This window comes from Demequina activiva (genome assembly GCF_016862815.1).
Classification (GTDB): Bacteria; Actinomycetota; Actinomycetes; order Actinomycetales; family Demequinaceae; genus Demequina; species Demequina activiva.
In genome coordinates this window covers 168778-185783 of record NZ_BONR01000004.1, presented here as the reverse complement: position 1 = coordinate 185783, position 17006 = coordinate 168778, and the positions used below count along the sequence as shown (strand labels likewise).

Below are 17006 nucleotides of genomic sequence, written 5' to 3'. Positions count from 1 at the left end.
CTGCGTTAGATTGGAATCCACCTACGACCGTGGGAACCCGAAGGAGAGCCATGGCCGAGATCATCCGCACCGTCGATCCCAGCGAGTCGAGTCGGCTCATGGAGATCGGCCAGCTCACTGCGCTGGCCTACCTTGCCGACGGCCTCGTGGACCAGGCGCACCCCTACATCCCTCAGCTGAAGGACGCGCACACGCGCGCGACGGACGCAGAGCTGCTGATGATGGTCGACGGCGAGGACGGCGAGGGGCCCGTGGTGGGGACCATCACGGTGGTGCCGCCCGGATCGAGCCTGGTCGAGCTGGCCACGGGCGACGAGTTCGAGCTGCGCATGCTCGCCGTGAGCCCCATCGAGCGCGGCCGCGGCATCGGCGCCAAGCTCACGCAGCGAGCCATGGACCGGGCGGTCGAGCTGGGCGCGTCGCGGGTGGTGCTGTCCACGATGGAGACCATGCACGTGGCCCACCGCCTCTACGAGCGCATGGGGTTCCAGCGCCGCGAGGACCTCGACTGGACCGTGATCGACAACGACGACGGCACGGTGCAGAAGCTCTCCCGCGCGGAGGCGGACCAGGCCGAGCGTGCCGGCACCGCGATTCACCTCATCGGCTACTCCTGGGAGCCCTGAGCGGCCCGAATCGCCGCGCCTCCGTCGCCACTAGACTCGTGGCCATGTCTTCCCTTGAACGCGCAGACGTGGCGCGCCTCGCGGCGCTCGCCCGCATCGACATGACCGACGAGGACCTCGACCGACTGGGCGGCCAGCTCAACGCGATCGTCGACGCCGTCGCGACGGTGGCGGAGGTCGCCGGCGAGGACGTGCCCGCGACGAGCCACCCCATCCCCATGAGCAACGTGCACCGCGAGGACGTGGTCCGCCCGTCTCTGGCGCAGGACGCCGCACTGTCCGGCGCCCCCGAGGCGGAGGACGGCCGCTTCCGCGTGCCGCAGATCCTGGGCGAGGAGGCCTGATGAGCGACATCGTGGACTGGACCCGAGCCACGGCCGCACAGATGGCCGCCGCGCTGCAGGCAGGCGAGATCACCTCAGTGGAGCTGACCCAGGCGCATCTGGACCGCATCGCGGCGGTCGACACGGACGTGCACGCGTTCCTGCACGTCGACACCGACGGTGCCCTCGCGACCGCGCGCGAGGTCGACGCGGCTCGCGCGGCAGGGGAGAGCCTGCCCCCGCTGGCAGGGGTGCCCATCGCCATCAAGGACATCCTCGTGACCGAGGGACTGCCCACCACCGCCGGCTCGCGGATCCTCGAGGGCTGGGTCCCGCCGTACGACGCCACCGTCACGCGCAAGATCCGCGAGGCGCGCATGCCCATCCTGGGCAAGACCAACATGGACGAGTTCGCGATGGGATCGTCCACCGAGCACTCGGGCTACGGACCCACGAGGAACCCCTGGGACCTCGACCGCATCCCCGGCGGCTCCGGGGGCGGCTCCGCGGCCAGTCTCGCCGCGTGGGAGGCGCCCCTGGCCATCGGCTCGGACACCGGCGGCTCCATCCGCCAGCCGGCGTCCGTCACGGGCACCGTGGGCGTCAAGCCCACCTACGGAGGGGTGTCCCGCTACGGCGCCATCGCGCTCGCATCGTCCCTCGACCAGCTGGGACCGTGCGCCCGCACCGTCGAGGACGCCGCCTACCTCCACGAGGTCATGGGCGGCCACGACCCCATGGATGCCACCAGCCTGAACGAGCCCGTGCCGTCGTGCGTCGAGGCGGCCCGTCAGGGCCGCGAGCAGGACCTCACCGGTGTGCGCATCGGCGTCATCAAGGAGCTCTCGGGCGAGGGCTACCAGGCTGGAGTCGAGCAGCGCTTCGAGGAGAGCCTCGAGAAGCTCAAGACGCTGGGCGCGACCGTGGTCGAGGTCTCGTGCCCGTCCTTCACGTACGCGCTCGCGGCCTACTACCTGATCCTGCCGTCCGAGGCATCGAGCAACCTCGCGAAGTTCGACTCAGTGCGGTTCGGGATGCGCGTCGAGAAGGCCACCATCGAGAAGACCATGGGCGCCACCCGCGCCGAGGGCTTCGGCGACGAGGTGAAGCGCCGCATCATCCTGGGCACCTACGCGCTCAGCGCGGGCTACTACGACGCCTACTACGGCTCTGCCCAGAAGGTCCGCACCCTCATCCAGCGCGACTTCGCGGCCGCGTTCGAGCAGGCAGACGTGCTGGTGAGCCCCACCACGCCCACCACGCCGTTCAAGCTCGGGGAGCGCATCGACGACCCGCTGGCGATGTACCTCAACGACGTCGCGACCATCCCCGCGAACCTCGCGGGCATCCCCGGCATGTCGCTGCCGTCCGGCACCGCACCCGAGGACGGACTGCCCACGGGCTTCCAGATCCTCGCGCCGGCGCACGAGGACGCACGCATGTACCGGATTGGCGCGGCGCTCGAGAAGGCGCTCGCCGAGGAGTGGGGCGGCCCCTTGGCCTCGCAGGCCCCCGAGCTGGAGGTGGCCGAGTGAGCACCATGACCTACGAGCAGGCGATGGAGCAGTTCGACCCGGTGTTCGGCATCGAGGTCCACGTCGAGCTCAACACCGCGACCAAGATGTTCTGCGGCTGCGCCAACGAGTTCGGCGCCGAGCCCAACACCCAGGTGTGCCCGGTGTGCCTGGGACTGCCCGGATCGATGCCGGTGACCAACCAGAAGGCCGTGGAGTCCGCGATCCGCCTGGGCCTGTCGCTCGGCTGCCAGATCCGTGAGTCCAGCCGCTTCGCACGCAAGAACTACTTCTACCCGGACCTGGCGAAGGACTACCAGATCAGCCAGTACGACGAGCCCACCTGCTTCGAGGGCAGCCTCGACGTGGTCCTCGACGACGGCACCGTGGTGACCGTGGGGATCGAGCGCGCGCACATGGAGGAGGACGCCGGCAAGAACACCCATGTGGGCGGCACCGGCGGCATCCAGGGCGCGAGCCACTCGCTGGTCGACTACAACCGCGGCGGAGTTCCGCTGGTCGAGATCGTCACCAAGCCCATCACCGGCGCCGGCGCGCGCACGGCGGAGGTCGCTCGCGCGTACGTCGCCACGATCCGCGACATCGTGAAGGCGCTGGGGATCTCCGACGGCCGCATGGAGCAGGGCTCCGTGCGGGCGGACGTGAACCTCTCGCTGCGTCCCAAGGCCGCCGCGGGCGAGGACCAGGACGCGGTGCCGTTCGGCAAGCGCTCGGAGACCAAGAACGTCAACTCGCTGCGCGCCATCGAGAGGGCCATCCACCACGAGGCCGCCCGCCAGGCCGAGCTGCTGCTCGCAGGCCAGCCCGTGATCCAGGAGACCCGCCACTGGCACGAGGACACCGGCTCGACCACGCCGGGCCGCTCCAAGGAGGAGGCGGAGGACTACCGCTACTTCCCGGAGCCGGACCTGCTGCCGGTCGAGCCCAGCCGCGAGTGGGTCGAGGAGCTGCGCGGCACGCTGCCGGAGCACCCCGCCAAGATGCGCGCCCGCCTCAAGGAGCAGTGGGGCTTCAGCGACACGGACATGCGCGATGCCGTCAACGCCGATGCGCTGGACCTCATCGCGGCGTCCGTCGAGGCCGGAGCGAAGCCGCAGGCGGCTCGCAAGTGGTGGATGGGCGAGCTGGCCCGCACCGCGAACGACCGCGACGTCCCCTTGCGCGACCTGCCCGTCACGCCAGAACACGTCGCCGAGCTGCAGTCGCTGGTGGACGCCGGGACCATCAACGACAAGCTGGCCCGGCAGGCGCTCGAGGGCGTGCTGGCGGGGGAGGGCTCGCCTCGCGAGGTCGTGGAGTCCCGCGGTCTCGAGGTGGTCTCCGACGACTCCGCCCTCGAGGCGGCCGTCGACGAGGCGCTCGCCGCCCAGCCGGACGTGCTGGCGAAGATCCAGGACGGCAAGATCCAGGCAGCCGGCGCGATCGTGGGGGCCGTGATGAAGGCCACCCGCGGCCAGGCCGATGCGGGACGCGTGCGGGAGATCATCCTGCAGCGCGCGGGGGTCGAGGGCTAGGTCGGCGCTGGCAGCTCGGCTGCCCCCGGGTGGCGCGCTGTCCCCGACAGGGCCATGCTGAGTCCAAGGACGTCACTTCCGGCGCCCGCGGCGATGCCTGTCGCCGCATACGAGGGGGAACGCTCGCTCGGGCGCCCCGGAAAAGAGACGGACATGGACAACTTCTGGGACCTCGTGGTGTGGACCTTCTGGATCTTCATCTGGATCACCGCGATCATGGTCTGGTTTCGATGCATCTGGGATCTCTTCAGCGACGTGACCCTGGGCGGGTGGGGCAAGGCCGGCTGGGTGATCTTCCTGGTACTCGTGCCGTGGCTGGGCGCCCTGATCTACATCATCGCGCGCGGTCGCAGCATGTCCCAGCGTCAGATGGACGCGATGGCGGACGCCCGTGCACGCCAGGAGGAGTACATCCAGAAGGTCGCGGGAGGCTCGAGCTCTCCGGCTGAGGAAGTGGCCAAGGCGAAGGCGCTGCTGGACTCCGGCACCATCTCGCAGCAGGAGTTCGAGGCGCTCAAGGCCAAGGCCCTCGCCTGACGCCACCGGTGCTGAGAGCCCGTGCGGTGACCGCTAGGACGCGGCCGCCGCACGGGTAGGCGTCGCGGTCGACCGGCGGACGGTGAGCGACGTGGGCAGCTCGATGCGCTGGGGCACCTCCGCCCCCTCGTAGGCGATCGCGGCGGCCGTGCGTATCGCGGTGCGCGCCATCTCCATGAGGGGCTGATGGACCGTGGTGAGCGCAGGTCGCATCCACTCCGCCAGCACCACGTCGTCGAAGCCCACGACGGACAGGTCCTCGGGGATCCGCAGGCCGCGCGCGGCTGCTGCCTCGTAGACGCCGCTCGCCGTCTGATCCGTGCCGGCGAAGATCGCGGTGGGGCGGTTCTTGAGCCGCAGCATCCGCCTGGCGGCGCTCGCCCCCGACGCCGCCATGAAGTCCCCGTAGTGCTGAAGGCGCGGATCCTGCGGGACGCCACGAGCGCGCAGGGCATCCGCGTAGCCCGCGAGCCGGTCCTCCGAGCAGCCCACGCCCTCCGGACCCGTGATGATGCCGATGCGCCGGTGGCCTAGCCTGAGGAGGTGCTCGGTGGCGAGGCGTCCGCCCGCGCGGTTGGCGGCGACGACGGTGGGCATGCCCGAGGGCTCCGCGCCCGCGGGGTCCACCAGGACGATGGGCGTGTGCAGCCGGCACAGCTCCTCGGCGGCCTCGGGCGCCAGCTCGGAGACGACCAGCACCACCGCATCGGTCCGGCGCGTGGCCAGGTGCTGGACCCAGTGCCGCGATCCGGCCTGGCGTCCATGCGTGGAGGACAGCACGATCGACGCGCCCACGCGACGCGCCTCCTCCTCGGCTCCTTGGAGGAGGGGCATGGCCCAGATGGGATCCAGGTCGCGGATCACCACGTCGATGAGGCCCACGCGCTGGCGGCGGGCCGTCCCGCGCCGCTCGTAGCCGTACTCGTCGAGCAGCCGCTGGATCGCGGCTCGCTTCTTGTCGGACACGCCGGAGCGGCCGTTGAGGACCTTGGACACGGTGGGAACGGACACACCCGCCTGCTGGGCGATGTGCGCGATGGTGACCCTGGGTGACTGACGCCGTTGTCCGTCGGTGGTCATGGCGGCTACTCGAGCACGGCGCTCAACGGTCCGGCGCCGCCGCGGTCCAGGTGGATGGTGGTCTCACGGCCCCCGTAGGAGACGCGGTAGTCGCCGGCGAAGCCGCTGAGCGCGAACTCACCGTCGCGGTCGGTACGCAGCTGAGTCTTGGCCAGCCACCACTCGCCCTTGATGAGGCGCTGGAGGGCGTCGTACGCGGGCTTGCGAGTGCCGTCCGCGCGCACCACTCCGGCGGGTGCGCCCAACCACGCGCCCTCGTCGGTGAGGCCCCAGTAGGTGAGCGACTCCACCGCGGGGTGCTCGACGACGGTGCGGTAGTGACGCACCATCTCATCCGCCTGGCGAGACTCGCCCTCGGGCGTCGAGGGCCAGGAATCGATCTGGTAGTCGTTGAGATCGACGATCTCGGGCGGCATGAGGTGGCCGGACACCAGCGTCGTCTCTGTCATCTGGAGGGGCAGCCCGAAACGGCCGAACCGGTCCAGGATCTCGCGGATCTGCTCCTCGCCACGGAAGCCCTGGTGCATGTGAGTCTGCACGCCGAGCGCGTCGATCTCGATGCCGGCCTCGAGGCACTCCTCGATCACCCGCTCGTAGTCGGAGGACAGGTCGAAGTCGTTGAGCACGAGCCGTGCGTTCGGGTTGCCCTCGCGTGCCGACTCGAACGCCATCCGGACGGTCTCGATGCGGCCCTTCGACTGCGCGAGCCGCGTCACCGCGTTGTGCTCGGCCGTGAACACCGGGAGGATCACGGACTCGTTGATCGCGTCCCACAGGTCCACGACGCCAGCGAAGTCCCTCGCCTCGCGGGTGATGCGCGCGCGCATCACGGCCTCCGCCTCGGCGTCGTCGAGCTCCAGGAGCCATTCCGGAGCGAGCGTGTGCCACAGCAGAGGGTGGCCCTTGATCTGCACGCCGCGCTCGACGAACCAGCGAGCAGCGCGCATCATGCGGTCCGTCTCCGGCTCGCCCCGGCGCGGCTCGAAGCCGCGCCAGTAGAAGGGCAGCGTGGTCGCGTTGTACAGCTCGAGGTACAGCGGCGCCAGGTGGGCGGCCGATGCGGCTGAGGCGCCGCCGAAGACGCTCGCCTTCTCCTCGCTGTCGCCATTGGCGAGCGAGATCAGGTCGAAGCCGATGTTGCCGAACCCGAACTCGTGCCGGACCTGCTCGACGGAGACGTCCGCATCCGCCGCAGTGGTCCCGTCCGCATAGGTGACGCGAACCGTGGCCGAGCCCCGCCGGTGCGCGTACGCGTCGCGTACGGCTCCGGCGGAGGCTCGATCAGCACGGGAGTCGAGCATGGTCATCGCACTGCGGCGGTCGTGATGCGGGGCGATGCCGTGGAGACCTCCTGCACGGGACCGGTGAGCTCGATGGTCGCCTCCGACGCACGCGTGCCCGAGTCTCCGGTCCACAGCTGGACCGAGCCCGGCTCGACGACGCGGCGGTAGGACCGGTCGCTGAACGCGAGGCGCGTGGTGGGCACCGTGAACTCGACGGTCGCGGACGCCCCTGCAGCGAGGTGGATGCGCTGGAAGCCCAGCAGCTGGGCCACCGGCCTCGTGACGCTGGCGGTGACGTCGTGTCCGTACAGCTGGACCACCTCGTCGCCGTCGCGCTCGCCCGTGTTGGTCACCGTCACCGTGGCGGTGATGGTGCCGTCCGTGGGTGCGTCCGACGCCTCGAGGGCGCCGTGCTCGAACGTCGTGTAGGACAGGCCGTGTCCAAAGCACGCGGGCGGGTTGCTCGCGAGGCTCGTGACGTCGCCGTTGCCGCCCAGCTTGGGGTGCAGGTACGTGTACGGCTGGGCGCCAGCGGAGCGGGGGAGCGACAGCGGCAGGCGGCCCGAGGGGTTCACTCGGCCGGACAGCACGCGGGCGATCGCGCCTGCGCCCTCCTCGCCGGGGAAGAACGTCTGCACCACCGCGGCACAGCGTTCGAGCGCCCACGAGATCGCGTAAGGACGGCCGGTCATGAGCACCAGCACCACCGGGGTGCCGGTGGCCAGCACGGCCTCGACCAGCTCTCGCTGGACGCCGGGGAGCTCGAGGTCGTCCGAGTCGTTGCCCTCGCCGGACGTGCCGCGACCGAACAGGCCCGCATCGTCACCGACCACGAGCACGGCGGTGTCCGCCTCGGTGGCGACGCGCACGGCCTCGTCGAAGCCCGAGCGATCGTCTCCCTCGACGGCGCATCCGGCCGCGAAGCTCACGGTGCCGGAGAACTCGTCGCGCAGCGCGTCGAGCACGGTCGGTGCCTCGAAGCCCAGCTCCACGCCCGGCCTTAGCGCCAGCACGTGGTTCGCGAACGAGTAGCAGCCGAACAGCGCCTGGAAGCGGTCCGCGTTGGGACCGATGACGCCCAGCACGTGGCGATCGTCCTGCGCCGCGAGCGGCAGGGTGCCGTCGTTCGACACCAGGATCGCCGACTTCTCCGCGAGCTGGCGGGCCACCTCGCGGTGAGCGGGGGAGTCGAGGTCGACGCCCGAGGGCGGCTCTCCCTCGAAGGTCTCGTCGAGCAGACCCAGCCGTTCCTTCTGCACCAGGGCGCGCGTCACCGCGCGGTCCACGATGGCCATGTCGACGTCGCCGGCCTCGATCGCGGCCTTGAGCGGCCCGAGGTAGGCGTCGCCGGTCGGCAGCTCGATGTCGACGCCCGCCGTGAGGGCCTGGACTGCGGCCTCACCGTGGTTGGCGGCGATGCCGTGTAGCAGGTGGAGGAACGCGACGCCGAAGTAGTCCGCGACCACCGTCCCGTCGAAGCCCCACTGGTCGCGCAGCACGCCGGTGAGCAGCGTCTCGTCCGCCGCGACGGGCACGCCGTCGATCTCCGCGTACGAGTGCATGACCGAGTTGACGCCGCCATCGAGAACTGCCATCTCGAAGGGGACCAGCAGCACGTCCTGCACCTCGCGGCGACCCGCGTGGACGGGCGCGAAGTTGCGACCCGCCTGCGACGCGGAGTAGCCCACGAAGTGCTTGAGCGTCGCATCGACGCCCTGTGACTGCATGCCCGTGACGTACTTGGTGGCCACTTCTCCCACCAGGTACGGGTCCTCGCCGATGCACTCCTCGACCCGCCCCCAGCGTGGGTCGCGGACGACATCCAGGACGGGCGCGAGCCCCTGATGGATACCCAGGTCCCGCATGGACTCGCCGATGAGCGCTCCCATGCGTTCCACGAGCTCCGGGTCGAACGTCGCTCCCCACGCGGGAGGCGCAGGGAACGTGGCAGCCTTCCATGCGGACAGCCCCGTGAGGCACTCCTCGTGGACCAGCGCGGGGATGCCCGCCTTGGTGCCCTGGACGAGCGCACGCTGGCGCTCCCACAGGTACTGCGCACGCTCATCCGGGTCCACGGGGTTGGTCCCGTAGACGCGGGTGAGATGTCCGAGGCCGTGCTGCATGGCGTCGTCGAGCTTGCCGGTGCCGGTCAGCTCTCCCTGCAGGGGAGCGACGGAGTCGCCCTCCTCGCCTTCCCAGAAGCCCACGATCTGTGCGAGCTTCTCGTCGACGGACAGCCTGTCGACGAGATCGCGCACACGCTGACTGATGCCCTCTTTGCGCATCGGCCCCTAGCCCTTCACGGCGCCGGAGAGGCCATCGACGATGCGCCGCTCCATCATCAGGAAGAACACCAGCGCAGGGATCATCGCAAGGAAGGTGTAGGCCATGATGCCGGCGAAGTCGGCGGCGTTCTGGCCCTGGAACTGGGTCACGCCCAGCGGCAGGGTGGTGGGCGCGTCGCGACCGGTGAGGATCACTAGGGGCAGCAGGTAGCCGTTCCACGAGCCGAGGAACGCGAGCACGCCCACGGTCACCATGCCCGGCTTGGCCAGCGGCAGCACCATGCGGAAGAAGAAGCCCACACGGGTGAGGCCATCCATGAAGGAGGCCTCCTCGAGCTCATCCGGCAGGGCCGCCAGGAACGGACGCATGATGATGACCGTCACGGGCAGCGCGAACGCCACCTGCGGCACGATGAGTCCCCAGTAGCCACCCACCCAGCCGAGGTCCTGGATCAGCAGGAACAGCGGGAAGATCGCGACGGTGAGGGGGAACATCAGGCCGGCCGTGAAGATGATGAAGATGCCCTCGCGCCCGCGGAAGCTGTAGCGAGCGAGCGGGTAGGCCGCCATGGTGCCGAACAGCACGACGCCGGCGGTGGTGGCCACCGCGACGATGAGCGAGTTCAGCGTGTACTGCCAGAAGTTGCCCTGCGTGAGGATGTTCCAGTAGTTCTGCCACACCCACGGATCCGGCAGACCCGTGGGGTCAGCAGCGAGCTGGCCGTTGGTGCGGAATCCGCCCAGTGCCAGGTAGATGATGGGGCCCAGGGTGAAGCCGACGGCGACCAGCGCCACGAAGATCGTGATGTAGATCGACGAGTCGCCCTGGAGGCGGGTGCGCGTACGGGACGTGGTCGAAGGCGCGCGGCGCTTGCGCTCGACGGTGGTGTCGGTGGCCATGATCAGGCCCCCTTTCGCGAACCGGCCGTGTCGCGACGCATCACCAGGGTGAGGTAGATGATCGCGGCGGTCATGGAGAAGATGAACATGATGATCGCGAGCGCAGAGGCGTAGCCGCCGTCATTGCGCTGCGTGCCGATGTCGACCATGAGGGTCGCGATCGTCGAGTACTGACCCGTCGATCCGCCCTTGTTGAGCACCCAGGCCATGTCGAACAGCTGGATGGAACCGATGATCGACAGGAACGCCCACACGCGCACGGTAGGACCGATGAGCGGGATGTTGATGCGCCACTGCACCTGCCACCAGCTGGCGCCGTCGATGGACGCCGCCTCCTGCAGCTCCTCAGGGACGCCTGCCAGGCCGGCGAGGAAGAGGATGATCGCCAGGCCGATGTACTTCCAGCTGACGATGAAGAAGAAGGTCCAGAAGCCCCACGTCGGATCCTCGAGCCACCCTTGAGGTGGCGTGGGAAGTCCGATCGCCTGCACCCACTCCGTGACGGGGCCGCGGGGGTCGAGCAGCATGAGCCACATGAGACCGGCGGTCACCTCTGCGAGCACGTAGGGAGCGAAGATGATCAGACGGGTGGGACCACGTCCCGGGAACTTGCGGTTCAGCACCAGCGCGATGAGCATCGCCACCGGCAGCTGGATCAGCATCGACAGCGCGATGATCTGAACGTTGTTGCCCACGGCGTTCCAGAAGGGCTCTGCGTAGGCCTTCCAGAAGATCTCCTGCGTCTCGGGGTCGGTGCCACCGATCAGGGCGCGGGTGTAGTTGTCGAAGCCGATGAACTCCGCGAGCTCGAACGGCTGGCGGGAGTCCCACTTGTACAGGCTGTAGCGCGCGGCCATGACCATCGGGAAGACCACGAAGGTCAGGAAGATCAGGAGCGCGGGACCCACGAAGATGGCGATCTCGAGCCACTTGCGGCGGGTGTCCTTCTTGGCGTTATCCGTGGCGGGGGTGACAGGGTGCGGCCCCGCCGCCGACGCCTTCGCGTCGACGACGGGGCCCTTGCCCGTACCCGAGGCCTCCAGTGCAGTCACCAGGGAGCCTCGCTTTCTTGTGTCAGGGGGACGGGTTGTTGATTACTGAGTGAGTGCGGCGGCCGTCATGAGGTCCACGACGTCCTGGGCGTTGCCCGTGCCGGCGAAGATGTTGACGATTCCGTCGTTCATCGCGCCACCCACGTTGGTGCCGAAGGAGGTGTCGAGCCACAGCTGCACGTACTCTGCGTTACCGGCGACCTGCGAGAGCTCCACGAGCACCGGGTTGGTCACGGCCTCCGCCGCGGCGGGTGCCACGGGCAGGATGCCAGCGGCCTCGGCCGCACCAGCCTGGTTCTCGTCGCTCATGATGAAGCTGAGGAACTCAGCGCACTCCGGCGGAGCGTCGACGTAGCAGGAGAATCCGTCACCGCCACCAAGAGCTGCGGTGGGGTCACCAGCGCCGCCATCGGTCGCGGGCATCGGGAACCAGCCCAGGTCGTCCTGAAGGGCCTGGATGCCCTCCTCGGTGCCGTCGGTGAAGCCCTCGTACACGAAGACGTTCCAGTGGCCCATGAGCTCCATCGCTGCCTCACCGGTGGCCACGAGGCCCGCGGAGGAGGTGGCGCCGGTCTGAGCGACCGTCGAGATGAACTGGTCCTGGAACGGGTCGGTGCCGAGGAACTCCTCGAGCTGCTCGCCAGCCTCGACCCAGCAGGGGTCGGAGAAGTCGAACGTGGTGCCGGCCGTCGAGATGACGTCCTGCGGGCATGCACGCAGAGCGAAGTTGTACCACCAGTGAGCGGCGGGCCAACCGTCGGCAGCACCCACCGCGATGGGGGTGATGTCCGCGTCCTTGAGCGCCTGCACGGCCTCGCCGAGCTCCGCCATGGTGGTGGGCTCCTCGGTGATGCCAGCCTCCTCGAAGAGGGACTCGCGGTACCAGATGCCCTCGACGCCGAACTGGAACGGCAGGCCGTAGGTGGAACCGTCGTACTGCCACGGAGCGACACCGCCGCCCAGACGCTCGATGTCGTCCGCGAGGGTCTCGCTCAGGTCCATCAGGTATCCGGACTCGACCTGGGTGGCGAGCTCGCCACCGCCCCATGCCTGGAAGAGGTCGGGGGCGTCGCCGGACTGCAGTGCGAGCGGGATGCGCGTGCGCTGCAGGTCCTCGTTCTGGATCTGCTCGATCTCGATGGTGACGTTGGGGTTCTGGGCCGTGAAGTCGTCGGCCATCTTCTGCCAGTAGTCGCCAAGGTCGTTCTGACCGTTGTCGCCTGCCACAGAGTTGTGCCACCAGGTAAGGGTGACGGGCTCCGAGTTCTCCGACGTCTCCTCGGTATCAGGGGAGTCGGTGCCCTCGGGGGTGGTGTCGCCGTCATCTGAGCTGCACGCAGCCAGCAGAAGCGCGGCGGAGGTTGCGAATGCCACTGCGGCACCCGCACGACGCATGTTCGCCATGTTGGTTGTTCCTTTCAGTCCTCGTTGACCAGCCGAACACCGGAAGTCTGTCCTGCCGCCCATGCCGGTGTCAAACGATTTCGATAACGTTTTCGTCACGAGCGTGTGTCCATGTACCATTCAACCCATGGAAGCAGCGCCGCGAGTCAAGATGGCTGACGTCGCTGCGCGCGCAGGAGTGTCCGTCGCGACGGTGTCCAAGGTGGTCAACGGCCGCTACGGAGTCGCCAAGGAGACCGTCGAGCTGGTCCAGGGCGTGATCGAGGAGATGGGCTACGCCGGGAATCTGAGCGCCTCGAGCCTGCGGATGCAGCAGACCAATGTGCTCGGCATCCTGGTCGCGAGCTTCGAGCCCTTCAGCGCGGAGCTCTTAAAGGGCGCCGCCGCCGCGGCCGAGGGATCGGGCTACGAGCTGCTGGCGCACTCCGGTGGAGACAACCACGGGTGGGAGCGTCGCTCGCTCGCACGGCTGGGCGGCACGCTGATCGCTGGGGCGGTGCTGGTCACCCCCACGGTTCTGGACGCGCGCACGGTGGTCCCGGTGGTCGCGATCGACCCGCACTATGGTCCCAACCGACTGCCCACCATCGACGCGGACAGCTTCACGGGTGCGGAGCAGGCCACGGAGCATCTGATCTCCCTGGGCCACCGCCGCATCGCGTTCCTCGGCGGCCGTTCGGAGCTGGACTCCGCTCACCTGCGCGAGGCGGGATATCGCAACGCGATGGCGGAGGCCGGCATTCCGGTGGATCAGGCGCTGGTGCGCGAGACGCGGTACGTCCCCGACCGTGCGGCCGAGGTCACCCGTGAGCTCCTCATGATGAAGGACCGGCCCACGGCGATCTTCGCGGCCAACGACATCACCGCGATGCGTGCGATGGACGTCGCGCACGAGTTCGGTCTGGCGGTGCCGGAGGACCTCTCCATCGTGGGCTTCGACGACGTCCCCGAGGCCTCGCTGGCCACCCCGTCTCTCACGACCGTGCGCCAGCCCATGCAGTCCATGGGCGCGGCGGCCATGACGATGCTCCTCGACCTCATCAATGGAGTCGAGCGCGAGCCGCACGTGCGCATGGCCACCGAGCTGGTGGTGCGCGGCACGACCACGGAGCCCCCGGTCGAACTGGTGACCGCGGTCGAACCCGCACTCGTGGTGCCGGCAGCGCGCGGCGCCGTCGACGCGTGAGCGTTCCGCCACCCCACGGCGGGCACCACGCGCCCCGCGTGACGCCCGTCGACGCCGCGGCCGGCGACGGCCTCGTGTGCGCCCTCACCTTCGACGACGGGCCCAACGGTCGCGACACCCTCAGGCTGCTCGACGCCTTGAGGGCGCGTGAGATCACGGCCGTGTTCTGCGTGGTGGGCGAGCAGATCGAGCGCGGCGACGGCGCGCAGGTGCTGCGCCGCATCGCCGCGGACGGTCACGTGCTCGCGAACCACTCGATGTCCTTCGCCGACATGGGCGAGTGGCCCGCCGATAGGGTGTGGGTGGACCTGACGCGCACGCTCGACGTCATTCGCGCCGTCCTGGGGCCTCGACACCCTGTGCCGTACTGGCGGGCACCCAACGGGTCGTGGGGAGCGACCGCGGAGGTGGCGGTGGAGCTGGGCATGCAGCCGCTCGGCGTGGTCAATCACATCGGCGACTGGGCCGAGCAGGACCCGGAGGTGCTGGCGGATCGCCTGCGCGCCGCCATGACGCCTGGCTCGATGGTGCTCGCTCACGACGGCGGCGGGGACCGGGCCGGCACCGTGGACGCGGTGATTCGCGTGGTCGACGAGCGACTCGCAGACGGCTGGAGCTTCGTCCTCCCCGCCGGGTGAGGCGCTCTAGGCGCCCGCCTCGTCCCGACGCCGGATGAAGGTCGCCATTCCTGGCACGGTGAACGCGATGCGGCCGCGGACCGGCGAGTACACGATCCCCTTGTCGATCAGCCGGGTACGGATCGCGCTGAGAGCCGATGCCGGCTTGCCGAGCCGGTCCGCCACGTCTCCCGAGCGCGATGGGCCGTCGCCGTCGATCGCCATCGCGCGCAGGTAGGCACGCTCCGCGGTGGTGGCACGCTCCCAGCGAATGTGGAAGAAGCCCTGGTCGAGCTCGGCGAAGCCGATGGATCGGGCGAGGTTCGCGTCGCCAGCGCCGATGGGGGAGAAGGCGGCCACGTTCCACGCCGCGCGCCCGAAGTGCTGCAGGAAGTAGGGGTAGCCGCCCGCCGAGGCGAGGATGACGTCCAACCCGGACTCCGTCCACGACTCTCCGAGCGCCTCGACGGGCGCCACCAGGGCGCGCCGTGCATCGGCCCGTGCCAGCCAGGTGATCGCCCGGAACTCGAAGAATCGCTCGGCGTAGGTGCGCGCCTCCGAAAGCACGCGCGGAAGTGCGGGCAGCCCTGCGCCGCACAGCAGCAGCGGCGCGCGGGACTCGTTGGCTTCCTGACCCACGGCCAGCAGTGCGCGCAGGTCCGCGCGGCTCATGTCGTGCATCTCGTCCACGGCGATCAGCACGCCGGTGCCGTCCTGAGCGCACGCCTGGGCGAGCGTGCGCAGCATGTCTGGCAGCGAGTGCTCGATGGACTTCCCATAGTTCAGGAGGTGGCGCGGCTCCACCTCGATGCCGGCGGAGACGTCCTGCAGTCCCACCGAGATGGAGAAGGACTTGAAGGCCCCGAGCGCGCGCTTGATGTGGTCGCTGGCACTGGGCCGGTCCAGCCGCAGCATGAAGGGGGTGAGGCGGGTGACGAGCTGCTCCGCGAAGGTGGCGGAGGTGGACGCCGCGGCCTCGATCCTCACCGCGATCCAGCCTCGGTCCGAGGCCACCTCGCAGAAGCGTCCCAGCAGCACCGTCTTGCCGGTGCCGCGCAGTCCGTGCAGCACGATGCCGTTCGCGCTTCGTCCCAGTGAGGATCGCTCGATCGCGGTGACGATCGCCTGGACCTCCTCGTCGCGACCGGCGAGCGTGTGAGGAGGGGTGCCAGCTCCGGGGTTGAACGGGTTGCTGTTGGGATGCATAGGTCAACGTATACGGGAGTATGCGGATTCTCGCATAGTCAACCGCGAAACTTTCGTTGGAGCGTCCCCGAGGACGCATGCCACGTGCGGGGGAAGCGATGGGGCGAGCGCGGTGGTGGAAGACTGGAGCCATGATCACCGTCGCCGTCCCGCACCAGAAGATCGCCGATGCGCTGGGGGAGGTGGGCGACGACGCTCGCGTGATCGTCTGGGATCCCAGCGCCGGTCCGATCCCCGACGAGGAGCGCGAACGCGTCACCATCGCGTGCATCCCGCACCTGTCCGGCGGGCGCGAGGTCTACCAGCGCCTCGCTGAGTGCCCTGACCTGCGGGTGATCCAGATCCCTTCAGCGGGCTACGAGCACGCCGTGCCCTTGGTGCCCGCTGGCAAGAAGCTCGCGAACGCGCGCGGCGTCCATGATTCGCGCACGGCAGAGATGGCGCTCACGCTCGCGCTCGCGAGCCAGCGCCGGCTGCCGAAGTTCCTGGACGCGCAGCGACGTGAGACCTGGGACGCGGACCCGTACGCGCCGTCGCTCGCTGACAGGCGCTGCCTGGTGGTGGGCTACGGCAGCATCGGCAGCGCGCTCGGGGCGCGTCTGCGGGCGAGCGAGGCGACCGTGACCGGAGTCGCCCGCACTGCCCGCACCGCGCCTGACGGCACGGATGTGCGAGCGATCGAGGACCTCCCTGCACTGCTTCCGGACACCGAGATCGTGTTCCTGGTGACTCCGTTGACCGAGCAGACCGAGGGGCTCGTCGACGCGATGTTCCTCGCGGCGCTCCCGGACGATGCGCTGGTGGTCAACGTGGGCCGCGGCAAGGTGGTGGACACGGATGCGCTCCTGGCTGAGCTCCAGACAGGACGCCTGCGTGCCGCGCTCGACGTGACGGACCCCGAGCCGCTGCCGGACGGGCATCCGCTGTGGAGTGCACCCGGGTGCATCGTGGTCCCGCACGTCGCTGGCTTCGCCCTGCTCACGGACAAGCGCTACATCGCGTTGCTGCGGCGGCAGATCGAGGCAGCGCGCCACGGGGACGACCCGGTCAACTTCGTCGCGATGGGAGCCTTCCCGGCCTGACCGTCAGGACGCGGTGGACGCGCCGTCCTTCCACGCGATCCATGCCTGCACGATCGCGTTGATCTCGTCGCGTCGCTCCTCGGCCTCCGCGATGGACACGATCTTCATCGCGCGCCCCTCCTTGCCGCTGCCCTCCAGGTGACGGAACGTGCCGGGGATGAGCGCGCCTTCGTGGAACATCAGAGTGGCGTGATGCGTGGACTTGGGGAAGAAGCTGGCGAGGTTGCCCTTGTACGTGAAGGTGGGGGTCGACCACTTGATGGTCTCCTCGATGCGGTCGTCGCTGGCGAGGATGATCTGGCGGATGCGCTGCACGACATCCTTCATGGGGTTGTCGTAGTGCCCCATCCAGCGCTCGACCTCCTCGTGCGTCATG

At 69.5% G+C, this 17006-nt stretch carries 16 protein-coding genes; 8 read left to right on the top strand and 8 right to left on the bottom strand.

The genetic code is table 11. The annotated features are described in order from the left end of the window. Positions 1-50 precede the first annotated feature (50 nt). The 5 genes from Dac01nite_RS09950 (at position 51) to Dac01nite_RS09930 (ending at position 4535) form a co-directional block, all read left to right on the top strand. Positions 51-626, top strand: a complete 576-nt coding sequence (locus tag Dac01nite_RS09950; RefSeq protein ID WP_203656496.1) for a GNAT family N-acetyltransferase — start codon at positions 51-53, stop codon at positions 624-626. Between the two features lie 44 nt (positions 627-670). Further along, a complete protein-coding gene (gatC, locus tag Dac01nite_RS09945) occupies positions 671-970 on the top strand; it encodes an Asp-tRNA(Asn)/Glu-tRNA(Gln) amidotransferase subunit GatC (protein ID WP_203656495.1) in 300 nt (99 codons plus the stop codon). A gap of 8 nt (positions 971-978) precedes the next feature. Then, positions 979-2484, top strand: coding sequence for an Asp-tRNA(Asn)/Glu-tRNA(Gln) amidotransferase subunit GatA (gatA, locus tag Dac01nite_RS09940; protein WP_373307247.1), 1506 nt, complete (start codon positions 979-981; stop codon positions 2482-2484). A 5-nt stretch (positions 2485-2489) separates the two neighbouring features. Continuing rightward, entirely contained in the window at positions 2490-3998 is a 1509-nt protein-coding gene (gene gatB, locus Dac01nite_RS09935) for an Asp-tRNA(Asn)/Glu-tRNA(Gln) amidotransferase subunit GatB (protein ID WP_203656683.1), read from the top strand. Positions 3999-4151: 153 nt separating this feature from the next. Then, a complete protein-coding gene (locus Dac01nite_RS09930; protein ID WP_203656491.1) occupies positions 4152-4535 on the top strand; it encodes an SHOCT domain-containing protein in 384 nt (127 codons plus the stop codon). Positions 4536-4568: 33 nt separating this feature from the next. Here the strand turns inward: Dac01nite_RS09930 and Dac01nite_RS09925 are convergent, their stop codons facing one another. Genes Dac01nite_RS09925 through Dac01nite_RS09900 form a run of 6 tightly spaced genes read right to left on the bottom strand, consistent with a single transcriptional unit; the run spans position 4569 to position 12539 of the window. Beyond that, complete coding sequence (locus tag Dac01nite_RS09925; protein WP_203656490.1) at positions 4569-5615, bottom strand: LacI family DNA-binding transcriptional regulator; 1047 nt, start codon at positions 5613-5615, stop codon at positions 4569-4571. A 5-nt stretch (positions 5616-5620) separates the two neighbouring features. Continuing rightward, a complete protein-coding gene (locus Dac01nite_RS09920) occupies positions 5621-6916 on the bottom strand; it encodes an endo-1,4-beta-xylanase (RefSeq protein ID WP_203656489.1) in 1296 nt (431 codons plus the stop codon). 2 nt (positions 6917-6918) lie between these two features. Beyond that, entirely contained in the window at positions 6919-9183 is a 2265-nt protein-coding gene (locus tag Dac01nite_RS09915; protein WP_203656488.1) for a beta-xylosidase/alpha-l-arabinosidase, read from the bottom strand. Positions 9184-9189: 6 nt separating this feature from the next. Further along, positions 9190-10083, bottom strand: a complete 894-nt coding sequence (locus Dac01nite_RS09910; protein WP_203656487.1) for a carbohydrate ABC transporter permease — start codon at positions 10081-10083, stop codon at positions 9190-9192. Positions 10084-10085: 2 nt separating this feature from the next. Beyond that, positions 10086-11135, bottom strand: a complete 1050-nt coding sequence (locus Dac01nite_RS09905) for a carbohydrate ABC transporter permease (RefSeq protein ID WP_203656486.1) — start codon at positions 11133-11135, stop codon at positions 10086-10088. A 42-nt stretch (positions 11136-11177) separates the two neighbouring features. Next, positions 11178-12539: an ABC transporter substrate-binding protein gene (locus Dac01nite_RS09900; protein WP_203656485.1), complete on the bottom strand. Its 1362-nt coding sequence runs from the start codon at positions 12537-12539 to the stop codon at positions 11178-11180. Positions 12540-12666: 127 nt separating this feature from the next. Here Dac01nite_RS09900 and Dac01nite_RS09895 point away from each other — a divergent pair, with 127 nt between their 5' ends. Beyond that, positions 12667-13725: a LacI family DNA-binding transcriptional regulator gene (locus Dac01nite_RS09895; RefSeq protein ID WP_203656476.1), complete on the top strand. Its 1059-nt coding sequence runs from the start codon at positions 12667-12669 to the stop codon at positions 13723-13725. A 38-nt stretch (positions 13726-13763) separates the two neighbouring features. Then, the gene (locus Dac01nite_RS09890; protein WP_239066608.1) at positions 13764-14363 is read left to right on the top strand and encodes a polysaccharide deacetylase family protein; all 600 of its coding nucleotides are present in this window, start codon (positions 13764-13766) and stop codon (positions 14361-14363) included. Positions 14364-14369: 6 nt separating this feature from the next. Here the strand turns inward: Dac01nite_RS09890 and Dac01nite_RS09885 are convergent, their stop codons facing one another. Continuing rightward, positions 14370-15548, bottom strand: coding sequence for an ATP-binding protein (locus tag Dac01nite_RS09885; RefSeq protein WP_203656472.1), 1179 nt, complete (start codon positions 15546-15548; stop codon positions 14370-14372). A 131-nt stretch (positions 15549-15679) separates the two neighbouring features. On the opposite strand from Dac01nite_RS09885, the gene Dac01nite_RS09880 reads away from it, so the two are divergent. After that, positions 15680-16630, top strand: a complete 951-nt coding sequence (locus Dac01nite_RS09880) for a 2-hydroxyacid dehydrogenase (RefSeq protein WP_203656470.1) — start codon at positions 15680-15682, stop codon at positions 16628-16630. 3 nt (positions 16631-16633) lie between these two features. Here Dac01nite_RS09880 and Dac01nite_RS09875 read toward each other — a convergent pair whose 3' ends face one another. Further along, positions 16634-17005: a DUF1801 domain-containing protein gene (locus Dac01nite_RS09875; RefSeq protein WP_203656468.1), complete on the bottom strand. Its 372-nt coding sequence runs from the start codon at positions 17003-17005 to the stop codon at positions 16634-16636. Position 17006: the final 1 nt, after the last annotated feature.